Source organism: Sphingobacterium paramultivorum (genome assembly GCF_014109745.1).
In the GTDB taxonomy this organism is placed as follows: domain Bacteria; phylum Bacteroidota; class Bacteroidia; order Sphingobacteriales; family Sphingobacteriaceae; genus Sphingobacterium; species Sphingobacterium paramultivorum.
Genome location: NZ_CP058555.1, coordinates 4,132,623 through 4,156,581, shown reverse-complemented (window position 1 = coordinate 4,156,581; position 23,959 = coordinate 4,132,623). Strand labels below are relative to the sequence as shown.

Below are 23,959 nucleotides of genomic sequence, written 5' to 3'. Positions count from 1 at the left end.
AATTTTTAGACATTATTTGTGGATTTTAAATACTCTATCCTTTTCAATCGTACTGTACTTGAGGTGATGCAGGCTGCAGATGATATCCAGTATTTCGGCCGGATTTTGTGTGCTATTGAATGTGGCTGTTGTTTTTAGAGACGTAAGCGATGTATCCTTTAAGATAATTTCAATGTTGTAGATATATTCCAGTTTTTTTGCGACCTCTTGTAGATTTGTTCCATCAAACGCTATGGCGACAGCTGTATTTTTTTCTACTACGCTACGTGAAGATTGTGCGGTTTCTTTGCTGTAACGTAGACTTTGGTTTTTGGTTAATATACCCAAGATTTTATCTTGTTGCTGTACCGCCACCTTACCGGTAGCAACGGTGACTTCGACTTGGTCGGAAGCCTGATAAGCTTTTATCCGAAAGGAGGTACCCAATACTTTAACTGCTAGCTTGGATGCAAGCTGTACCTGAAATGGGTGTTGTTCGTCGTGGGCAATATCAAAGAAGGCTTCCCCTTCGGTAAGTGCTATTTCACGGATATTTCCCGTGAATTTACTTGGATAGCTGATTTTGGAAGATGGTTCCATGATAATTTCCGAACCATCTGCCAATACAATCTTTTTATGTTCACCTGCAAGGGTTGTTGTGACGATCTGCGAAGATGGTGCGATAGGTTGATTATTTACTTTCCAATAAAGAAGTCCTATAGAAGCAATCATTAAAATAGCGGCCGCTATTTTGAATACAGGTGAATACAGCAGGGAAGGTCGTTTACTTTCCTTTTCTGAAATACCGGACTGGATATTGGCCAATAATTGTTCGCGCAGTGCTGCCTTGCGTTCCTGCGGAATTTTTTTTGATGCGTTATCCAGTTGGGCGTACCAATCTTCGACTTGTTTAATCTCGGCGGCGCTGGCCTCTCCATTTAAATATTTTTGCAGTAGCTGCTTTGCTTTTTCTTCCATCATTTGAATACATGTCACTTCAAATGGGAATTGGTACTAGTCGAAAATATTAGGAGTATATTAATTTATTGTTAACACTCAAAAAAATGTAGGAACTGCCTAAGAGAGGCTTTTTTTGAGCAGTTTCATGGCCGAGGTAATTTGATTCTTGACGGTTTGTACTGATACATTCAGCTCGCTCGCAATTTCCTTGATTGATTTTTCTTGCTTGCGGCTCATTGTGACGACCAGTCGCATACGTTCGGGAAGCTGCATTAAAGCTTCTTCAACTTTTTGCTGCGCATCTTTTAGGATCAGCAGGTCGTCCGCTGAATCCGCATATTGTTGGTTCATTAAAGTCGCTAGTTCGGCTTTGTGTCCATCTTTAACTGTCGTATTCCGAAAATGGTTGATTACTTTGAATTTTACAGCCCCATGTAGATAGGCTGCAAGGCCACCAGATATGATGACCTGTTCACGGTTTTCCCACAGCGAAATGAAGATTTCCTGGGTAATGTCCTGAGCCACATTTTCGTCACCTATTTTCTTAAAAGCTGCATCAAATATGGCTTCCCAATACAGATTAAAAATCTGTTCCATGGCAAAGTGGTCACCTTGCTTTAATGATGCTATCAATAATTCGCTCACAAGATCAGTTTTAATTGGACAAAGCTAATAACTCAGTATTCCTTTAAAGTTAATAAATCTTAAAGAGTATATTTTGTCTGTTATAAATTAATCTTTGGGATTTCTGCTGAAATTGAGCGGTATATTTTTATTCTTTAAATTCCTTGCCTGTAGCGATGTCTATAAAATAGCTCTCATTCTGATTGTGTTCATTTTTATGCTGTACCCAACCGTTGGGATTTATGGTCATGTAGCTTTTGTTGCCGATTCGTTGTTTTGTCTTATTGTTGTATAAAGTATAGTGAGCTTCTTTATGTTCCTGTAATGCGAAGATTTGTCGTTTACCATCTAAGGTTTCAATATGTTCGAACTTGGGATTTATATCCCAAGTCTTTGCACTTGAATTCCATAGGCCTTTTGTAGGTTCCAGATCACCTCGTTTTACATCAATTAAATAAAGATCTTCTGATGAATCGATGTATTTTATTTTTCCGGTCTTCCAATTCTTCTCCATGGCATTTGAGGTGAGTAACATGTGTTTGTCTGGCCAGACCAAATTACCCACCTGATCCAGGATATAGAAATTCGGGGCTTTGATGGTGTCCAATAAGTTGCCATCTTTATCTATATATAGCCAATCATAAGCCCAGATGGCATGATCGTAGTTAAATCTGCCTAGAATAAAATAGGGCGAATTAGTCACCGAATAAACTAAGGATATTTCTTTTAGAAAGGCAATCTGTGTAGCATTGGCTTGTCTAATTTGTTTTGGAAAAGCTTTGTCGTATTGTGGAAAGGTATATATGCTGCCTGTATTATTGTCCTTTAGTAGTTTGGGGATTGCTGGGCTGTAGCGCTCCTGATTGATGGAATCGAGCTGTATGGCCTCATTTTTCCAAAGAAGGTCTATTTTGTCTATGCCTGTCAAAGCGGATAAAACCGGTTTTTTGCTTTGGATATCAAGGATAGCAAAACTGTTTGCTGATGCTGGAATATAACGTCCGTTTTCCAAGGGCATTTCAATGTGTTCTTCTATTTTCTTAACTTTTTGATCTTTTAGCAGATACAGGTTTCCGTTGAGGATCAGGTGCTTGTCGTCTAAGGGGTAAGTTGCAAGGTTATACTCGTTCTCATCGTAAGGAATATCTTTTTTCAGCAAGAACTGATTACTTTCCAATACCCGTATTTCGAGCTTGACATAAGTAGCTGTTTTCTTGATATAACTGCTTAGGATATTCCAGTCCCATTTCCAGAAGGGCAATTTCTTTTCATATTCCTGGTGTTTCATTACGAGAGTCACCTGTTCGAGGTCTAAGAGCTGTAAATCTGCGTCGGAATAATGTTCGATAAATTCACCTTTGCTGTTAATGATCCCCGTTTGATCCTTTTCATTGGCTACCAGTGCAAATCCTGTGGACGTGAAAGGCTGAGCCCAATGGAACTCTTGGGATAGCTTCTTATGGAATGCACTGTCGACATAGACAAACTGCTTATTTTTGGTTTGATACGGAATCCATTTAACCCGGTCATTTTTTGTGATTATGGCGGATTCCTGTGCACATGCTGTGATACATAGCATAGCTGTTATACTTAGCAATAATGATTTGATCATCCTTTTTTTCTATAAATTGGACCTACTTGTTTGCAGCTCGCATGTTATTGCAATTGCTCTCGTTGATCGAGCCCGAATGCGAATCGTACACGGGCTGAAACGCGTTGGTTTCGAAGCTAAAGTAGTGGAAAACAAGCTTTAGGAAAATAGCCGATTTCAGTGATTATCTTGGCGGCAATCAGGGGAGATTTAGTGTAATGAAAGTGAATGGAATACCGTATATTGTAAGTTATAGCCAGTTGGCGTGTAATATTAACCGTTGATTGGACAGATGATATCGGGAAGGAGCAGCGCTAATTTTGGGGTTGAGCCGATTAGTGTGATCACTTTTTAGTAACCGGAACCAAAATAACCTCCCCTTTGTTGGTTTGGTACCAGTATTTGTTGCCCAGGTCATCTTCGAAATCATGGTTTACTCGCGACTTATCAACCTTTCTGAAGCTTTTTACATCAGGGCCATTGAATATTTTATTTCCAATGAAAATGTGGTTCGCGTCTTTTGCCACAGCGAACTTGAGAACCTCGAAGGTTTTCGGATCTGCCTCAGCAAATAATTGTTGCTCGTAATAGACATGATTTTTGTCGCGCGACCAAAGGACTTTTCCATTTGCCCCTTCCAATAGCTCGAAACTTTCGGCATCGACCGCTGCATATTTAAATTGCTTACCCGAGATAATCACCAATTGGTCAATGATTACTGTCTTATCATTAAGGAATTTTATGTTGTTTGACGAGGGAAGTTTGATCTCCAGTATGCCGATGTTTTGATAAGGCTCGTAGTAGAGCAGTATTCGGTCATTCAGTAGTAGATAGGCTATATTGAGAGCCTTAACGTTTTCTGTTTTATAGTGGAGCGGAAGAATCGCCTTGTCTGTTACTACGAAAAGCAGATTTTTATCTTTTACAAAATTACTGTTAACTACGTTGAATGAAGCATAGTCGACGTTCAGCGGTTGATACCTATAAAAGTAATGTGCTTTATCTTTAGCTAGTGCTGGAAGTTGATGATATAACGTTGTATAAGTTGCAGGATCGGCACCTTCGATAATGGTGAGCTGATTTTGGCTACACGTTGAAGTAGCCGAAGCAAAACCTTCAAATTTGAATACATGCTCCTGATCGATTGGAATGTTGTTTTTCAGTTGAAAGGTCTTTACATCGACCAGCTCTTGCGGGCATCCCATAAAATAGACGTGATCTTTATCGCGGGCATAGACCTCTTTGATCACAGCAAAACTTGCCAGATCGGCAACCATCTTTCTCGAACCTCGTTCAAAACCGTTTCCGCCCGGTATAAAATAAATCGCACCGCTCTTTTTGTAGTAATCTTCAGACAAAGGACTCACTTGCTCTTTGCAGGAAAAGAGCAGACCTATCAAAGCACTTATTATTCCCATTTTTAAGATATTTTTCATACTCGCCAACGTTATACCTTATTGCAATTATTGATTATTCATTGATGTAACGCACCGCAAAATCGATCCAGTCTGAAATGGATTCATCTAGATAGATATCGGGCTGTATACCTATATTGTCAATCGGATATTGCGGTAAACGGGTAGATCGGTAGGTCGGCAAAAGGAGCTGATAATTGTCGCAACCAAATTTGAACTCACGTATAGAGCCATAATCAAGGGCGCCCATACTCGGGGTTCCCATGATTTTTACTTTTTTGCTCTGGCGGGAACTGAATAAAAAATTCTCCGCTGAACTGGCTACATTTCTATTGGCTAGGATAATGACCTGTTGCGGACTCTTTTTATTAAGGACAATCGTATCTATGATCACCTTCTTGTCACCATACAGTACAAATTTTCCGATATTCTCCCTGTATTCCCGCAGATCTTCGTCAATTCTTTTTACTTCATTCAGAGAATCCTGCTTGATATTCTTGATGGCATAATCACGCAATCCATTGACTAAGGTTTGTGTCGCAAAAAACTCAACACTCATAATCCGGATGGGATTAGTTAAGATGTAAGGCAACAGCGGCTGGTATACATCGTCCGTTCCACCACCGTTGTTTCGTACATCTATAATAAGTCCTTTACTGCTTTCGATCTTTTCTTTGTTTTTTTCGATCAGCTCTTTGAAAGGGGCTATGTTTTCATACCCGAAGCTTGAGATCTTAATATAAAATATATCGGGACTGATCGATTTTGAACTTATTTCCTCTTCTGGTTCTGCCTTTGGGGTTTCGGTACTTGTCTGTGGAGCATTTTTCTTTTTGGAAAGATCATCTAAGACAATGTGTTCATCGTGGAAGAAGTCAAGATATTCCTGCAAAAGTTGCATACAGGTCCCATTTGAAACCAGCAAGCTTTTCTTCGTTAATATATTTTTTTTAGCTTGATACAGGTCCTTATTCTGCTTGGTTTTTTCTGGAAAACCAGGGTACTCGCTCTCTATTTTTATAATTAATTGCTTAAGTGACTGTGAGCAGTTGCAGGTGGTTTGACCATATATTGGTCGAACAAAGAAAACGAGACAAAAGATGAGGAATAATTTGGTATTGGTCATGGATATGGTTGTTAAAATTAATGCAATTTAAGAAATAGCGTATTTTCTGATAGCTTAAAAATTGAATAGCCTAAAAATAATAGAAATATATAATTGATTCGTGAGTTGTTTACAATTCGCAGCATATATTTATAATTTGTAAAAGCCGGAAATAAATGGTCGTGTGTTTATGTACAGGCCGATATCCTTTATTTAAAACTTTAATGATAAATAATATTTTGATTTGGTTTTGTTTATTTATATATTTGTATATATAAACTATATTAATGTATTCTATTTTGTTTTTCTTTTAATGGGGAAAACAAAGTGTTTTCTCTGTCTATATTGCCAGCGACGGTGAAACACTTTTTCGCTAAATGAATGATTTGAATACATGTTGATTTAAATGCTGGTATTTCCTGAAAAGCCAAGGGGCGAACGTCTATATGTAGTAATGTGTTAACCCCTCTTTAGTCTCCTTGGTTGTAATACTGTTTTTTTTACAATAAAGTATTGATTATTTGCAATAATGATCTGTAACAGTCTGATCTGTTGGGGTAATTTATTGTGCCAAATTTTTAATCTCAAATCATTTAGTATGGAAATTAATAGCCAATTAATTATCGATCGGCTTTCTCAGCGTATGGATCTCGATCGTGCCTATCTTTTTAAATATCAGTTTCTCGGTCAGGATCATTATCATTTGCTTCTTGCGCTCAAGCATGTGAGCGGGCTTTCACCGAAGGTCTTAAAGCCTATTGTGGAATTATGTTTAATGGACCAGAAGAATATTTCCTTTGAGCTGGTGCCAATTGCTGAAATGCTCAGTAAAGTCAAAGTGGGGAGTCTGTATTATTCCTATGCCTCCCTACTTGAAAATACCGTTCATCAGGCTGGTAGCAAAAAGAACCCACCCCTTCAAGCGAAAGAGCTAAAAAGTGTTCTAGAAATAGCTGATGAATATTACCAGAAGCTCTTGCCTATTTCAGCGGGCTTCTTACAGGGGGCTGAAACATTTGGTCAACAGGGCAACTATCAAAGGGCTGTATTTATGTTACATCAAAGTATGGAAAACCACTTGCGTTTTTTACAGCTAATGATTGACGGAAAAGCCAATAATGTACATCATGTTAATAACAGAATTAAAAGCCTCAATGAGCATTTTTCCATTTTAAGGGAGTCCCTTGTCGGAAAGGATGAGGAAGAAAAGAAACGTTTTAGATTATTGGACAGTGCCTTTGATGCGGTTAAACAAAATAAGGACCTCGAAATCTCCGCCTTTGATGCCTCCTGGCTTTATGAGCATTGCAAGTTTGTTCTTCATACAATTGAACAGCTGTACTTGAGTTTTATGGAAGGCCTTAAAACGGGCTATGAAAAATTGTTGGCAATAGCGGAACAAAAAGTCGCAAATAAAAACGTCGAAGTTGCAGTAGGTAATCTGGCGGCGAAGGAGACTACATTATCGAATGCCACGGCCTCGCAGTTTCATGCATTTCCTTGGCCGGAACGGTATGAGGAAGATATACTTCATGTGCTGGCTCAGATTCGTCAGGAGAATAATCCCGAACAAATGATGCTGCTCAATTATTACGTCAGCGATGCACATGGAAAAGGACTTTTTCATTTTCCTGCGGTGGAAAATGAAAAGGCAGAAATCTACCTTGCAGTAATAAAAAAGAAAATAGGTCACTGTCATTTTCGAAAAATCGTTTATGGTCGAGTTACTGCAGTTGTAGCTTTTATGAGTACAGATTTCCTGACAACAAAACTGGATCTGGGCAGCCGTTTCTCCCATACCATCTGGAATGAATCTGTTGTTGTTTACCGTCGTCCGAGTTATAAGCCAACATATTCCGTTTCTCCTGTCAATTGGCATGATACATTGTTTAAGACATCCATTTCATGGACACGCAATTCAAAACTCATGCAGGATCTGCTAGGTGTATTTGCTTTTGAAGGACTCGCTAGTCCACAATTGGCTGTATTATTTTTAAATCAATTGACTTCAATTGGACTATACAGTTATCTCTACCTCCGGATCGGTTATGCCCCAATGAATGTGACTATAGCCGATCTGGTGGACTGGACCTGTATCTGTGATAAAAAAGTGAAAGAGTTTTTTACAACCAGAGCTGATATAGAAGAAATATTGAATGCAGAGTTATTAAAACAAATGAAAGGGCGGGTCTATGAGCTTCCTTCACAATTAGCTCAGCTTGATATGGACTACTTTAGGTCAAAAGCGAGAGAAATTACAGATTTCTTTGTCGATCTCTGTGGTCAGAGCATACGGTATATGGAGCTGAAATCGGAGGTTAATTTCAATAAGCACTAAAGAAGGATCTATGGGAAATAATGTTGAAAATCTGGGGCTAGCAACAGATGTTGCTCCGATTATACCTGACAAAGAGAAGAATAGCTTTATTATTCCTTGGGAAAACCAAGAGGATCTTTATATTTCATCAGACTACTTTCTTAAGCTCTATAAAGGAGAAATACCACTGGAAGATTTCCGCCTGTATTGTTACAGCGTTAGGATAATCAAAGTCAACAAGTTTAAATGGCCATTTTCTTTAAGAAGAGACGGAAATTATAAAAACAAATATCTCAAAATTGATCTCGAGATCAAAGAAATCGGATTGAAGGTTAAGTGTGATTGTAAAAAGCGTCATGATAGTCTGTGTGATTATGTAATTATTGGACTTTATCGTAAGTTTTTACTCAGTAATAAATTCTTACATGATTTATATGCAAAAGATATTGCCATCCTACCCGAAAGTCAGCATAAGTTCTTTCAATTGGGTATTTCTAGACTATATTACCGCAATGATAAGGTTTGTATTGAAAACCATAAGCAATTTGGTCAGGTATATAATTATTTCGACCACCAGGAGCTTAAATCGGAATTGCTAGATGCAGCATCTGAAAATCGATGGCTGGGACAGCCTGGGGCGCCTTTCCCGGATTTTATGTATGTTATTCCTAGTGAGCGTCAGGTGGACGGACTGCCCTTTTTAATACCTTTTGAAATAGACAGTAAGATAAATTATTTAGGAGAATTTGGTAATGAGTTGGCGAATTTTGCTGATAGTGATGTCTTAAAAATCGATTTATGTCGTAAGATTTTAGCCTTTTCCAAAAGTCCACAAAGACAAATAAGGGATAGGGAACAAGATAACCTGCGGAATGACTTTGATCATGTGGAGAAGGATTTTATCGTCAGTGCTTGGCGTAAACTTTTGGAAGGAAAATCGGATCAAAGATTACGTGTTGCCTTTGTCGATAGGAATAATTTTAAAACCACAATCGAAAACTTTAAATATCCATCCAAATATCGTACAACTTATCGGAATGTGATTTTGGCGGGCGATGATCTTAGCCTGAAATTTCATTTGAAAGAATACAGCGATCACCTGCTTCTATCGTTAATTCTTGTCTACAAAGGAGAGGAGTTGAAAGACTATACATCCGAATGTCGGTCCAATTTCTTCTTTATCAATCTAAATGAAGATGAGTGTCTTTTTGTTGATAATCTACAAAAGGAGTTTCTATTACGTTTCTTTCACAGTATTTCCACTAAAATAACGGTGTTAAAGAGGGACTATGAAGACTTCTTTACGTGTATGTTGATTCCATTGTCAACATCCCTTCATATAGACCTTGAACCTTTAAACAAGGATACAGTTTTTATTTCTAATACCGCTCATCATGTGCCGCAATTTAAGGTTGTGGTGGAGAAAGACGACGATGATCATTTAAATTTCGAATTGAAAGCTATGCTGAGTGAAAAGGAAGAATATGTAATTCCATATGGAGGAAACTTGATTTTAAAATCGGAAAATGGAACCTGCCTATATACTGAGCGAGATCTTGTTGGCGAGAATGAGTTTAATACCTTTATTGAAGCACAGTTGCCAAATTTGAAAAGTTGCAGCAATAGGATGGTTAAGCGCTTGGAATGGCAGGGGTATAGCAACAGAAATAGACTGTATGAATTTATAAAAAAATGTAAGAGCAAGGGGTACAAAACTATACTGAACAATATTTCAAAGGGAGCTTATTTGCTGCCGCACCAACTGAAATGGGAAGTATTGGATATTCGTCAGGACAATAATGTATTTTCCATTTACATGATTTTCAAATTTGGAACTATGATCTATTTACCGGGAGAGTTTGAAGAAAAGATCGTAAACGACTACAGTAGCATTCAATTGGCGGACAAATCTTTCGGATATATCAAAGCCTCAGATAAAGCATTATTTGATGTGCTGTTTAATTATGCGGTTGTTGAAACCGACTGTCTTAAACTCACTTCAGCCCAATTGCTATCTTTCCAAACACGGCTGGATCGAATTGATCCCCGTATTATTCAAAATAGCCTAGCGGAACGTCGAAAGAAACTGTTGAATACGGATGAAATAGCCTTGTTGGATGTTCCGAAAGAGATCCAGGCAGAGTTGCGCCCTTACCAACAGGCAGGGTTTAGCTGGATGGTATTCTTAAGCGATTTTCAATGGGGCGGTATCTTGGCTGATGATATGGGATTAGGGAAAACCTTACAGGCAATAACGCTTTTGGAATATTTCTATCAAAATAATCCAAAGGCAGCCCCCTCAATTATTATTGTACCCAATTCCCTGCTATTCAATTGGCTGGCAGAATTTAAGAAATTTTCCCCAAATCGTCGGACATCTATTTATCATGGACAAAAAAGGAGGGAAGTCACAGAAATAGAGAACGAATCCATCTTGATTACAACCTATGGAACAGTTATGATGGAGCTCGATTTTCTTAAATCCCAGTCCTTTAGTTACATGATTTTAGATGAGTCGCAGGCGGTGAAAAATCGTAATTCAAAAAGATTTAAATCGCTTACTGAGCTAAAATCCTGCTATCGCATAGCGATGACAGGAACACCTATTGAAAATGGCGTGGAGGATATCTATGCACAAATGAGTATGGTCAACCCGGGTTTTTTTGGAACTTATGGCAATTTTAATAACACCTATCGGGGGATCAAAGATGAAAATACAGCGCAAGAAACTGTCCTTGGCCTCCAAAAGATGATCCAACCTTTTATTCTTCGGCGTACAAAAAAACAGGTTGCTTTGGACCTTCCTGAAAAGACCGAAACAATTCTGTATATGGATATGCTTCCGGAGCAAAGGAAAATATACGATAAGGTCAGAAAAATATTCAAGGGAGAGATTGAAAATAATCTGAATAACGCTGATTCCCCGAAATCCAAATTTTGGGCGATCGAGGCGCTGCAAAAACTACGGCAGCTTTGCAACTCGCCCATTCTGATGAAAGATGGCGGCTTCGGTCATGAATCTATTAAATTGGATTTTATTGATGATATCATGGATGAAGTAGCTCCAAATCATAAGATTCTTCTCTTTTCGGCGTATACTTCCATGCTTAAGCTGGTGGCTCAACGAATCGAAAATAAGGGAATAGCTTATGCCTACCTTGATGGTAAGATGAATCAAGATCAGCGGCAAAATGCGGTCGAAAGATTTCAGAAAGAGGACGAATGCCGTGTGTTTCTCATCAGCCTTAAAGCGGGAGGAACAGGATTAAATCTAACGGCTGCCGACTATGTCTATATTTTGGACCCCTGGTGGAATCCTGCTGCCGAAGCACAGGCGATAGATCGTTGTTATCGAATAGGGCAAGAAAAGCATGTGATGGCTTATAAGATTGTTTGTCGGGATTCCGTTGAGGAGCACATCTTAGCCCTTCAAGAAAGTAAAAAACGAATATCCGAAGGACTGATTTTAGATGAGGCCAATCTAATGAAATCGATCAGTAAAGATGAGCTGCTTAAATTATTTGAATAACCAATTGTACACTATAATGATGAAAAAAGTATCTAGACTAAAGGTATCTTTTGGAGGAATGATGTATTCGCACGATTTTCAACTATGGTACACCTATCTAAAACGGAGGATAGAAAAGGGCTGGAGACCTGAAGAACTGTCGTTCCTGGTTGGTAGACCTGATCATGCATATTTAGACTTTGAAAAAATGTATCAGGTACGAAGTTTTTTGACCCAGGAATCGATCTTGCTGGATCGAATATACATGAGCTCATACATTGAACCGATGGAATTCCATCGCGAAAGATATGAAGTTACCGAAGAACGTCTCGTCCGTCTTCATATTGAAGAGGACGAGGTCAGATGGCATTATTCTATTGAAATTCCTTGGCAGTTTGTCTCTCAAAAAAAGTCTTCAATTGCATTGCAATTTGAGGAATGGAAAGCTGAAAAGGATATCCAGCTTGAATCGGATGCGATGTTACATGTGCGCCAAAAGATTGAAGGGCTATTGGATCTGGAATTCTTTGTGCATGGCGCAGCTCCTTGGCAACTGTTTCGGAAAGTTAAGGAAACGGGGCAGGTTCATCTCCAGATTTATCCAAGGCATTTGAAAAATGTGCTGTATGGACTCATTCAGCAAAATAGGTTGGTCGTCAGAAATGTGGAAGGAAGGTATTCTTTTTATCCGGTTGATAGAAAGATGGGACATGAGAAATTCAATTAATGATAGTGAGAGATAAAACAACACATACAGCATAATGCTATGTTAAGTTTGATCAACCTTGTAAAATACGAGGATCAAAATGTTTAAACCTAACTAGTCATTAATAGGGCAACGATAGTGATTATAACATGCAATCAAAATGAATTGCTATATTTAATCATGCATGCAAAACCTGAACAACGAAAAACATCAATAGTACCAGTATTATGCAAAATTCTTGTTGGGACTATTGGTGTTTTTGCTATTTTGACCGCTTGTTTCTATCATAATCAACTTGATGTTGACGGCAGCTTGACGATAGGATTTCCCTGGACATTTTATAGGGAAGGAAGCGGTTATAGCCCAGATCTTAATGAGCAGGTCGGATACCATGAATTTGAACCTCTAAAATTGATCGGCAATATTCTTTTTGCTGCAACCCTGGCTTTGATGATTTTCCGGATTTATAGCGTCACCATACGAAAGCGCTAGGTGGTCTATGAATTTCATAAAGAATGTCAAGCATACCTTTTCTAATTTGAAGCTCTTTAGCTACATCAGATTATTCTCCTTAATAAGATTTCTGTAGAATTGTAAACTTTCCTCCAAATAAGAAATATAACTTTCTTTGTCCCGTAAAAGCTGCTTTTCCTTTGCTAAGGGTAATTTTTCTCCCTTTATCTGAGCTGTCGGAGGATTGATCAAGCTATTCATATCCGTTTGTAATATATCCGCAATTTGCTGTAGACGTTCAATGTCTATCTTCGTCGTTCCAATCTCAAGGTTCTGATAGGCTTTTAAGGAAATATATAGCTGTTCAGCCATTGCCCGTTGTGATATCTTGAGATATTTCCTACGCTCTTTAACGGCTTTGATAATTTCTTGTGATGTAACATTGCTCATGGTTAGTACAATTCAAATTAATGTGAACACAGGGTTTGGTATAGCCAAAGATAAGTAATTTGAAAATATAATCTACTTATATGGTAGTCTTTATTTTTATTTATTTCAAAACTACTGTTACCTCCTCGAAAAATCTTTCCCGCTAAGGCGTATTAAATGTTCATAGCACCATTTAATATAGGAATATTTTCTACCTAACTGTTGGAAATGAATAGTCAAACCCCTTATTTTTGAGTAGTCTACTTATTTAGTAGTTTTTATTAAAAAATAAACATATGACTAAAGTATTTACATTGATTGCATCGCTCACTTTCTCTACAGCGATTATGGCGCAGCATAAAACTGCCCTGCTAAACGGTCAAGTGACTGGCTATACAACGCAGGACAAAGCTTTTCTGAGCTATCGGAATGGTACACAACGCATAGCCGATTCGGTTATCATCGGTTCAAACGGAACATTTCAATTCAATTATACGATTGCCGATCCGACAATAGCTAGCCTTACGATAGGTAAAACACTGGCCTTAGCGCAACGTTCAAAAAGTCTGACGTTCTATCTTGAAAACACAGCGATCAAGGTTCAGTCTACCGATTCATTGAAAAATCCATCGGTTCAAGGAGGAAAGACAAATACGGAGCTTAGCCAATTAAAGACGCGGCTTGAAAAAATTGCCCCTTTGCGTGATGCGCTGAATACAAAATATTTTTCGGCAAGCCAAGAGCAACGAAACTCCCCCGAATTCAAAAAGGAAATCGAACAGCTCAGCGAAAACTATCAGCTTGAGAATAAAAAAATCCTGGAAACCTTTATTTCAGAGAATCCCAATTCTTTCGTCAGCCTAGACCGTATTGCAGAGGTCGTAGGCTATGCTCCCGAAGCTGAGGACCTGGATCGATATTTCAAACAGCTCAGTCCAGAAATACGTCATTCAGAAAAAGGAAAAGCTTTTGCACTACAGATTGATCAAACCAAAGCGACGTCGATCGGACAGATTGCTCCGGCTTTTACGCAAGCTAACCCAGAAGGTAAAAATATTTCCCTTGCTGATTATCGAGGTAAATATGTGTTGTTGGATTTCTGGGCAAGTTGGTGTGGTCCCTGCCGTCATGAAAATCCAAATGTCGTAAAAGCTTATCATGCCCTAAAAAACAAAAAATTTACCGTGCTCGGCGTATCTTTAGATCAACCTGGCAAAAAGAACAATTGGCTAAAGGCTATTGCAGATGATAAATTAGAGTGGGATCAGGTTTCGGATCTTAATTTTTGGGATAACCAGGTCGCTAAGCTTTATAATATCCGATCGATTCCTCAAAATTTTCTGATCGATCCCAATGGAAAAATAATTGCCAAAAACCTTCGTGGTGAAGATTTGGAACTCCAACTTTCTAAATATATCGTTGATTAAACAGTAAACATACAGAATTTATGAAAAGACAGTTATCGATTTTATCCCGTAAAAAATCCATTGCTACGACGACAGTGCATGTTGTTGATTCAGTCTATATTTCCCAAGCACGAATGTGCATGCCTATTCCATATATGTAGGTCTAAACTACTCCCTCTATTTTATTTATTGACGATATGGGGTTTACCTCATGTTGTTATATTTTTTGTCGCAAAAAGGGATGCTGAGCAAATGCCCCTAGGGCATTGCCTTGTCCCTGTGTGACATGCTACACTTTTATTAATCGAAAATTACAATGAAACAAAAATTAATCTATTTTTTGTTGGGGATCCTCTTTGCCATCCATGTTCAGGCACAGTCTTCTCGTAAAGTCAGCGGAATTGTATCTGCACCGGATGGTACTCCTTTGGCTGGAGTTTCTATCCGGGTGGAGAATACGAAGGAGGCCACACAAACAGGTAGAGATGGTCAATATAGCATCCGTGTCGCTGCTTCCGAAAAACTTATATTTAGCTTCATAGGCTATCAGGTCCGTCACATTGATTTAAAAGGACGATCATCGTTGGATGTTGTGTTACTGAAAGAGGAATCTGTATTGGATGAAGTTGTGGTATCAGCAGGGGGGATTCTCAGGACTCCCCGCGAGCAGGGCTATGCAACAACGCAGGTCACCGGCGAAAATCTCACCCAAGGGAAATCACCGACTATTGCTGGGGGGCTTCAGGGGAAGGTACCGGGATTGCAGATTAATCAGATCAGCAGTGGTGTGAACCCTAATTACCGGTTGGTGCTTAGAGGAAACAGATCTTTATTGGGCGACAATACAGCTTTAATCGTGTTGGATAATGCTGTTGTGAGCAGTGATCTGCTCAACAATATTAATCCTGCAGATGTAGAAAATGTACAGGTTCTGAATGGAGCTTCAGGTGCTGCTGCGTATGGAGCTGAAGGATCCAATGGGGTGTTAATCATTACAACGAAAAAAGGACAGGCGGGACGTACCGCGATCAACTTGAGTAATACCTTTACGTTGGAAGAAATCAGTTTCTTTCCGAAGTTACAGGATAAGTTTGGTGCAGGATCCACTTCGGGTACACAGATCTACAACCCCGAAGAAAACCAACAGTATGGTCCTGCTTTCGACGGGTCTACCGTTGCGATCGGTAATCCGCTGGAAAATGGGGAACAGCAATATGGTACTTATTCAGCACGTAATGATCGTTTTGATTTTTGGAATGTCGGCCGCAATAACCAAACTGATCTTTCGATCTCCTCCGGAAATGATAAATCTTCGCAATACATCGCCGGTCAATATCTTACCGGTCGAGGAACAACTCCCGGCGATAAATACAACCGGATCTCTTTTCGTTTAAACGGTACAAGAGCTTTTTATCCCAATCTGAATCTGGATTATTCAGCGAGTTATGTCGAGAACTTTTATGATATTACCTCAGCGACAAGCTCCATTTATACGCAGTTAACACAGACTCCAGCCAATATTCCATTATTGAGCTACAAAGACTATGTCAATAATCCCTTTGCGACACCTGATGGCTGGTACAATCCTTGGTACTTAAATCCTTATTGGACAGCGGATAATTATCGGTCGAAAACAAAAAACAGCTATCTGACAGCCAAAATCGAATTAAAGTATCGTCCGACAACTTGGTTAGAGTTTACCTATAGACCCTCAATTTCCAACCGATGGTATGATACAAAATCTGTTTCACCCAAACAGACTTATTCGAGCTATTCTGTCAATACTATTGGACGTACCAATTTAGCGGGTGGTGTTTCGGACACCGAATATAACAGTGCCCGTATCAACCATGATCTTCAGATAGGGATAAAAAAAGATGTCAATGACTTCTCTTTCAATTTTAATCTGACCGGTACTGCTATTAGCCGACGATATAAATCGGTAGCTGTTTCGGCATCGGGTCTTGAAATCCCAGGGCTTTACAATGTGTCCAACCGAATCGGGGAAGCTGGCGCCAGCGAATCGAATACCCTGGCACGTACATTTGCGGTATGGGGTGACCTCTTGGTCGGATACAAAGATTACCTTTTCTTACATGCTACAGGCCGAAACGATTGGACATCAGTCCTCAGCAAAGCAAATAGATCTTATTTCTACCCTTCTGTAGACTTGTCTTTCATTCCAACGGATGCCTTTAAGCAACTAAAAGACAATTCGATTGTCAATTACTGGAAGTTGAGAGGTGGTCTGTCGCGCACTGGCTATGTCAACGTGGATCCTTACTCGCTGGTACCTACCTTCTCCTCAGTTACAGGATATAGTAGCGGAACATTCTTTTCTCAGGGAAGCCGCATTATTTCATCTAATTTAAAACCAGAGATTACTACAGGGTTTGAGTTTGGTACCGATTTTAGATTGTGGGATAACCGCATTGATGCAAATATCACGTACTATCATACAGGAACAACAGGACAGGCGATTCCTGCCGGGATAGCGATTTCCTCCGGCTATTCTCAATTTTATGTCAATACGGGTAAAGTAACGAACGAGGGGATCGAAACCGCTTTGCATATCACGCCTATTCGTAGCAGGGATTTCCAACTAACAGTTGGCGGAAACTATACGCACAATAAAAACATCTTACAGGATCTTTACCCCGGGCTAGATCGTATTTCTATTAATGGAAGTAGTGTGATCTATGGACAGAAGGGCCTGGAGGTGAATCAGATCATCGTTTCAGATTATGCTCGTGATGAACAGGGCCGTGTCATCGTCGATGCAAATACAGGTTACCCTTCCGTGGCTTCTGAAAGTAAGATACTTGGCAATACCACACCACGGCACCGTCTGGGCCTTGACCTTTCTTTACGCTGGAAGGATTTCTCTTTCAGCACCCTTTTTGAATATCGTGGTGGGTACAAATTTGCCGCTATAGACCTCGGTAGCACGCTTGATTTTGGCGGGTCATCGGCTCGAAGTGCCTACTACAACCGGGAGGCGTTTGTCTTTCCAAACTCCTCTTATTTAGATGCTACCAGTGGTCAATATGTAACTAATGATCATATTACAGTTTCAGACGGTGGAGCTGGATTTTGGACTTCGGGCACATACAATAGAGGTGTGTACAGCAATTATGTGATTTCTGGTAATTATTGGAAATGGCGCGAGGCCTCGCTTTCCTACCGCTTACCACAGCGTATCCTTTCTCGCCTAAAAGGTGTTAAAGCTGCTTCGGTCAGCATCCAAGGACGTAATCTTTTGCTATTTACCCCTAAATCCAACGAGTATACCGACCCCGATTACAGTGCCAATGATAACAATGCCATAGGGGTCTCGACGACAGGGCAGACTCCACCTACACGCTATTTTGGGGCTACACTGTCACTTACTTTTTAACTAGTGAACTATCATACACTTATTCTCAATGAAAAAATTACATTTGAAAAATATATTGTCTCTTGGAATAATCATTGCACTATCTTCTTGCTCGCAATTGGATATCAATGAAAATCCCAATGCGGCAACCGAAGCGACCATAACACCCGACCTGGTGTTGACGCAGGCGATCGCGAGCACAGCTTCCAATATTGTTAGCTATCATTCTTATGGCGCATTTTTGGTTGGATATCAGCTTCCAGGTGGCGGAATTGGCGGTTATGGAGATACATATACCTATAACATTACATCCAATACCAACGTTGGATTGTGGAACAATGTGTTCAACAATCTTCGCGATTATCAGTTTATTATCAATTATGCACAAAAAAGTCCCGAGTATAAATTTTTTGGTGATATAGCGCGCATTTTTAAAGTATTCAATTATCAGTTGCTTGTCGATGCCTACGGAGATGTTCCTTACACGGAAGCGCTCCAAGGAGATAACAACTTGGCTCCTAAGTTTGACGATGATGCAGTCGTTTACCAAGCTTTGGTTACCGAGCTCGATGCAATTATCGCGGATATTAAGCAGTATAAAGGTGATCTAAATTACCGGAGTTTATCGAAAAAGACCGATCCGGTGTTTGCTGGTAATCTCGATAACTGGATTAAGTTTGCTAACAACCTTAAATTGCGTCTTTTGGTGCGGGCAAGAGGCACTTCTATTGACAGCTTTGTCCAATCGGCTTTTAGTAAATTCTCGACGGATGGATTTCTGATCGATGATGTACTCGTAGATCCCGGATATCAGGCCACGGCAACACAGAACCCCCTATTTGCAACTTTTCATAGCTCAACTGCTGGTTCAATTTCGACGGCAGCCAATTATTATGTGCCTTCTAAATATCTGTTTACCTTCTATGACGGTCGTAAAATAACCGATGAAAAACGGGGCAAGCTTACGTTCCGAAATTTCCCCAATACATCCATCGGTCAGCTCGGCGATGAAGTTAATAATCCCAATTCTGATGACTATGTCTGGTATGTTGGAACAGGAAGTGCAGATGCCCTAGGTGTATTGAAAGGACGTACCGCAGGTTTACCTATATTTCTTGCTTCGGAAACATATTTCTTATTGGCCGAGGCAGCTCTATATGGGCACGAGCTTAGTGGCTCGGCATCAGCCAACTTCGAAAAAGGCATTTTAGCTTCATTTACTTATCTGGAAAAGAATGCGACTAACGCGTTAGCAACAGGACAGGTACCTGCTAACGATGCTGCGAATTATAAAACAGAAAATAGTACAAATTATCTTGTCAATTACGCATTGGCTACCACAACCGCACAACGGTTGGAGGCTATCATCACGCAGAAATATATTGCTTTGAATTTTTTCCATGGTCATGAGGCCTGGAACGAATTTCGCCGTACAGGATATCCAAAAATTGTCAATGGTTCGCAAGTTGCCACGGAAACATTTGCATCGGTCCAATCGGGTTCGCCCCGTACAGATAAACTTCCAATACGCAATCTTTATCCACAGACTGAAATAAATTTAAATGCGAACGTTCCCAAATTGACGAATGGATTTTCGGATCCAATCTTTTGGGATATCAATTGATCAACATCATCAACTAAAGCTTGAAAATCAATGAAAATAAATAAAAAATCACTATTAGGCGTGGCAGCTGTCGCCTTGAGTATGACGCTCTGGGGCTGCGTGAAAGAAAAAGGTGTCTTTGAAGATGGTGGAAGTTCAGGTATCGTGCAGCTTGTACTTCCAGCACGGACAAGCAGTACGGCAATTGCCCGTGCTGTGACGACTGTTTTTGAAGCCCTGGACGTTGTGACGCTGCCTGTAAAAGTTCAGTTGACAGGTGCACAGGGTGCCACAGAAGAGCTGAAGCTAACCTTGAAAATAAACGACGGCTCTGTTGAAAAATACAACCTGGCCTGGCAATCTAAATATGAAGCATTGCCTACTCGTTTATATGCTGTGGACACTTATGATGTTATCATCCCCAAAGGGGCAAAAGAAGCTATCTTGAATATTAAAATTTATCCTCCACGTTTTACTGCCATCGATTTTACCAAATCCTATGCGCTTGGCGTTCAGATCCAGTCTGCGACAGGAGGAAAGATCAGCGGAAATTATGCCGAAGGGGTTTATGCGGTGTCGATAAAAAATAAATACGATGGTATTTATGAGGTCACAGGAACCTATCAGGACTATGTTAATGCTGCATTCACGGGAATCTATCCACAGACCGCAAATCTGGTTACGCTCACAGGTAATACCAGTGAAATTAATTATACAACCTTCAATAACGGTAGTTCTCCGCATTCCTATTACTTTAACGCAGGGGGATCAAATTCATATTTCGGCAATTGGAGCCCGATATTCACGTTTGACAATGCAACGAATAAGGTCACAGGGGTGGCAAACTATTATGGACAGGGTACCAATAGTAGTGGACGGTATGGCGAGATCGACAATACGGCAAATAACTATTATGATCCAGCAACTAAGACCATACATGTGACGTATTATCTTGTCCAGCCTTCCGGGCGGCGGGGGAAATTTACGGAGATTTATACGTTCAAAAAAACGCGTTAGTTGATACGAGGTTTCCGCAGCACTTTTTTAATATATTTATAGCTATTTTGCAGGGCGGCTGAGTACACAGTCGCCTTTTTCGTATTACCTTTTTGTTAAGCTTCCGTAGCTTGCTAACTCGGTTTAGTTAAAAACTGTTAATGTTTTATTGACCCTACCTTCATATAGCATTTGTAATCTTGTACCCATAAATCAAATGCGCTACTTATGAAATTTAAAGCCAACAATGTCTTTTGGTTGTTATGTGCCATTGCAGCGAGCTCACCCGCTGTTCAAGCCAAATCGCTCACACTAACCACGTCACAATTTACGTATGCACAGGGGATCGTTAAAGGCCGTGTCGTTGACGCCCAAGGAAATGCTGTCGCAGGAGCAACCGTTCAAAATTTGAAAAGTAAAAAATCTGTTCAGTCTGACGAAAAAGGAAATTTTCAGATCGAAGCCGAAATGGGTGATAACCTGGGTATTTCTTTTATTGGGTATAGCAGACTTGTGCAAGCTGTTACCCAATCCAATGGGCAGATATTTTCTCTACAGACCGATGAAAACACACTGGAAGAGGTGACCATCTCTATCGGATATCAGCGGATCAGAAAGTCGGACGTCACTGGCGCGATCGCTAGCGTTAAGGCCGAGGAACTTAATTTGAGCGCACCAAAATTATCCCAGGCATTGGTTGGTAAAGTAGCGGGCGTACAGGTGATGCAAACAAGTGGTGCTCCATACGATGGGACCAAAATGCGTGTTCGCGGAATGGGATCGATCAATGCTGGTTCGGATCCATTGTACGTTATTGATGGTTATCCAGCAGGGAACAATCTAAATATCAACCCCAATGATATTGAGTCTATCGATGTTTTAAAGGATGCCGCTTCTGCAGCGATCTATGGATCTCGTGGCGCTGGTGGTGTTGTATTGATTACGACCAAGCGTGGCAAGGAAGGTAAAAGTAATGTGGACTACGAAGTATTGGGGGGCTTTGGTCAACTTTCCAAGAAAATCGATGTTTTAAATTCGGAACAGTTTATTGATCTTTTGATTGATGGTCGTAACAATTCCTATAAAGACCTTCTGGCTACGAAAGGGATTGCTTGGAGTGATAGTAGACGCTTTGATGATAATAAAACGCGTATCGCCAATGTCGGAAATGCCGGTTCAGTAAGTATTCCTGAAGACTACTATGACTTTGCGTCCGGTACAGCAAAAAAAGCGAAATATGATACGGATTGGCAGGATGCCTTATACCGTAATGCTCCTTTCCAACGTCATAATCTCTCTACGTATGGCGGTAACGAAAAAAATCGCTATTTCCTAAGTGGATCTTATCAGAATCAACAAGGGATCATGCTTGGGACGGATCAAAAAGTCTTTAATTTTCGTGCCAATATCGATAGCAAAGTAAGCAAGAGGTTGACCGTCGGCGCAAATGTTTCGTTTACATATAACGACAATAACGAGGTGACGACAGGCCGTTACGACAGAAGTCCGTCTATGGCAGCTTTAATCTATCTGCCGACACTGCCGGTTTATAATGAAGATGGAACCTATGCCAAATACCTGATGGCCGATCTTTCGGCGAATAATTACGGTATCCAGAACCCTGAAAACCCATTGGCTTATGTTACTGAGATTAAAAACAACCGTCGTGGAAAGAGGGGGCTATACAACGCCTTTGCTGATTTTTCCATTATTGACGGCCTAAATCTAAAAGTAAACGGTGGACTGTCTACTTATGACGAGAAGTATGATTATTTCCGTCCGACAAGTATATCCGATGGAAACAACAAACCGTTTTCACCGCAGGCAATTTCTGCTGCCTATGCAGATGCCAAGACAAAAAATGAATTGGACAAATTGCTGGAAACAACGCTAAACTATAACAAGACCTTTGGTGGTAAACATCAGGTATCCGCTTTATTGGGCTATTCGGCTCAACGAACAGATTACGATTATCAAGGTGTGAGAGCCAACGGTTTTAATAATAATGCAATTGGGGAAATTACAGATAAGGGAGCCGATCCTTCTAATTTCCAATTGCTAAAAGACGATACGTTCAAACGTATAACAACGCTCCAGTCTTATTTCAGCCGCGTAAATTACAGCTTTGATTCGAAATATTTCCTTTCGGCATCCATTCGTACAGACGGTTCGTCGCGCTTTGGACCGAACAGTAAATGGGGAACTTTCCCATCGGTTTCAGCCGGGTGGACCCTCTCCAAAGAGGAGTTTTATACGGATTGGTTAGGGCAACAATCGACAGTCAAACTAAGAGCGAGCTGGGGTCGTAGTGGAAATAATAATATTGGTGATTACAATGCGATATCCGTGATCAACTCACCAGCGGGTGTGATCCTTGGGGATAAAGTAGAGACCTCTTATACGGCAGGCAATCTACTCGATCCAAAATTGAGCTGGGAAACAACTTCGCAATACAACGCCGGTCTTGATCTCGGTTTGTTGAAAGGCCGCCTCAACATTATGACCAACTTCTACCTGAGCCGTTCCTTCAATTTATTATTCAACCAGCCACTCTCCGCTGTATCTGGATCAACAACGATCTTGACCAATCTGCCAAATTCGAAGGTGCAGAATAAAGGTTTTGATCTACAGATTGATGCAACACTGATTCGCAAAAATGAATTTGAATTAGGATTCAGTGGAAATATCAATGTCAACAGAAATAAAGTGCTCGATCTTGGTGGGGCTTCTACCATCTTGACGAATGGTGCTGAACGCTCCTACTTAACGCATATTACACAAGAAGGAAGTCCAATTGGTATGTTCTATGGTTTTAAAGTTCTGGGGGTTGCAACAGAGGAAAACTATAAAACTGTCGCACCTTCAGCGGCTTCAACAACTCCGCTACAACCTGGAGATCTTTATTTTGAAGATGTAGATGGCAATGGTATCGTCAATGACGCCGATAAACGTGTGATCGGCAATCCGCATCCTAATTTTACCTATGGCTTTGCCGTCAACGCACGCTATAAGGCATTTGATCTACGCGCATCATTTAATGGCTCCCAAGGGAATAAAGTGCTGGATGGCTATGATTATTACCTCTACAATATGGAAGGTTCCGGCAATCAGTATGCGGATGTCGCACAACGCTACCGTTCGGCTCAAAATCCGGGAAATGGTAAAGTCTACCGTGCCTCGCGTGGCGGTACGCAAAGTAACAGTACACGTCTTTCCGATTTTTATCTGCAGGACGGTTCATTCTTGCGTATGACAAATATTGCTTTGGGTTATAATCTTCCCAAAAGCCTAGCAGAAAAACTAACACTTTCTGGGGTAAGAGTCTACGCGACAGTGGACAATCCATTTACGATTTCTAAATACAAAGGCTACAATCCGGAACCGGATTATAATCAACGCGGCAACCTGACTCCAGGTGTGGATTATGGGCTTTATCCATTGGTGAGATCATATAACCTTGGTGTGAAAGTAACGTTCTAATAGCAGGATCG

15 protein-coding genes are annotated in these 23,959 nt (G+C 40.3%); 9 read left to right on the top strand and 6 right to left on the bottom strand.

The genetic code is table 11. The features are described from left to right. Positions 1-12: 12 nt before the first annotated feature. The 5 genes from HS960_RS17375 to HS960_RS17355 all read right to left on the bottom strand — a co-directional run bounded on the left by HS960_RS17375 (position 13) and on the right by HS960_RS17355 (position 5,470). Positions 13-960: a FecR family protein gene (locus HS960_RS17375; protein WP_182330237.1), complete on the bottom strand. Its 948-nt coding sequence runs from the start codon at positions 958-960 to the stop codon at positions 13-15. 96 nt (positions 961-1,056) lie between these two features. Beyond that, positions 1,057-1,584: an RNA polymerase sigma-70 factor gene (locus HS960_RS17370; protein ID WP_112373850.1), complete on the bottom strand. Its 528-nt coding sequence runs from the start codon at positions 1,582-1,584 to the stop codon at positions 1,057-1,059. A gap of 127 nt (positions 1,585-1,711) precedes the next feature. Then, a complete protein-coding gene (locus HS960_RS17365; protein ID WP_182330235.1) occupies positions 1,712-3,175 on the bottom strand; it encodes a hypothetical protein in 1,464 nt (487 codons plus the stop codon). A gap of 323 nt (positions 3,176-3,498) precedes the next feature. Continuing rightward, positions 3,499-4,590 (bottom strand): DKNYY domain-containing protein, encoded by a 1,092-nt coding sequence (locus tag HS960_RS17360; RefSeq protein WP_182330233.1) that lies wholly within the window; start codon positions 4,588-4,590, stop codon positions 3,499-3,501. Between the two features lie 34 nt (positions 4,591-4,624). Next, positions 4,625-5,470 carry a S41 family peptidase gene (locus HS960_RS17355; RefSeq protein WP_182330231.1) on the bottom strand — a complete coding sequence of 282 codons (846 nt, stop codon included), beginning with the start codon at positions 5,468-5,470 and terminating at the stop codon, positions 4,625-4,627. An 802-nt stretch (positions 5,471-6,272) separates the two neighbouring features. Between HS960_RS17355 and HS960_RS17350 the strand changes: the two genes are divergently transcribed. The 4 genes from HS960_RS17350 to HS960_RS17335 all read left to right on the top strand — a co-directional run bounded on the left by HS960_RS17350 (position 6,273) and on the right by HS960_RS17335 (position 12,697). After that, positions 6,273-8,012 carry a hypothetical protein gene (locus HS960_RS17350; RefSeq protein WP_182330229.1) on the top strand — a complete coding sequence of 580 codons (1,740 nt, stop codon included), beginning with the start codon at positions 6,273-6,275 and terminating at the stop codon, positions 8,010-8,012. Positions 8,013-8,022: 10 nt separating this feature from the next. Beyond that, positions 8,023-11,520 carry a DEAD/DEAH box helicase gene (locus HS960_RS17345; RefSeq protein ID WP_182330227.1) on the top strand — a complete coding sequence of 1,166 codons (3,498 nt, stop codon included), beginning with the start codon at positions 8,023-8,025 and terminating at the stop codon, positions 11,518-11,520. Between the two features lie 16 nt (positions 11,521-11,536). After that, the gene (locus tag HS960_RS17340; RefSeq protein ID WP_182330225.1) at positions 11,537-12,226 is read left to right on the top strand and encodes a hypothetical protein; all 690 of its coding nucleotides are present in this window, start codon (positions 11,537-11,539) and stop codon (positions 12,224-12,226) included. Between the two features lie 159 nt (positions 12,227-12,385). After that, positions 12,386-12,697: a hypothetical protein gene (locus HS960_RS17335; protein WP_182330223.1), complete on the top strand. Its 312-nt coding sequence runs from the start codon at positions 12,386-12,388 to the stop codon at positions 12,695-12,697. Between the two features lie 60 nt (positions 12,698-12,757). Here HS960_RS17335 and HS960_RS17330 read toward each other — a convergent pair whose 3' ends face one another. Continuing rightward, a complete protein-coding gene (locus HS960_RS17330) occupies positions 12,758-13,108 on the bottom strand; it encodes a helix-turn-helix domain-containing protein (RefSeq protein ID WP_120333559.1) in 351 nt (116 codons plus the stop codon). 275 nt (positions 13,109-13,383) lie between these two features. Between HS960_RS17330 and HS960_RS17325 the strand changes: the two genes are divergently transcribed. From HS960_RS17325 to HS960_RS17305, 5 genes are all read left to right on the top strand, one after another. Next, positions 13,384-14,514, top strand: coding sequence for a TlpA disulfide reductase family protein (locus tag HS960_RS17325; protein WP_182330222.1), 1,131 nt, complete (start codon positions 13,384-13,386; stop codon positions 14,512-14,514). Between the two features lie 295 nt (positions 14,515-14,809). Further along, entirely contained in the window at positions 14,810-17,890 is a 3,081-nt protein-coding gene (locus HS960_RS17320) for a SusC/RagA family TonB-linked outer membrane protein (RefSeq protein WP_182330220.1), read from the top strand. 28 nt (positions 17,891-17,918) lie between these two features. Then, positions 17,919-19,493 (top strand): SusD/RagB family nutrient-binding outer membrane lipoprotein, encoded by a 1,575-nt coding sequence (locus HS960_RS17315; RefSeq protein WP_159730636.1) that lies wholly within the window; start codon positions 17,919-17,921, stop codon positions 19,491-19,493. A gap of 30 nt (positions 19,494-19,523) precedes the next feature. Further along, a complete protein-coding gene (locus HS960_RS17310; protein WP_159730634.1) occupies positions 19,524-20,489 on the top strand; it encodes a DUF1735 domain-containing protein in 966 nt (321 codons plus the stop codon). A gap of 207 nt (positions 20,490-20,696) precedes the next feature. Further along, on the top strand, positions 20,697-23,948 hold the full coding sequence (locus HS960_RS17305) for a SusC/RagA family TonB-linked outer membrane protein (protein WP_153847095.1): 3,252 nt from the start codon (positions 20,697-20,699) through the stop codon (positions 23,946-23,948). Positions 23,949-23,959: the final 11 nt, after the last annotated feature.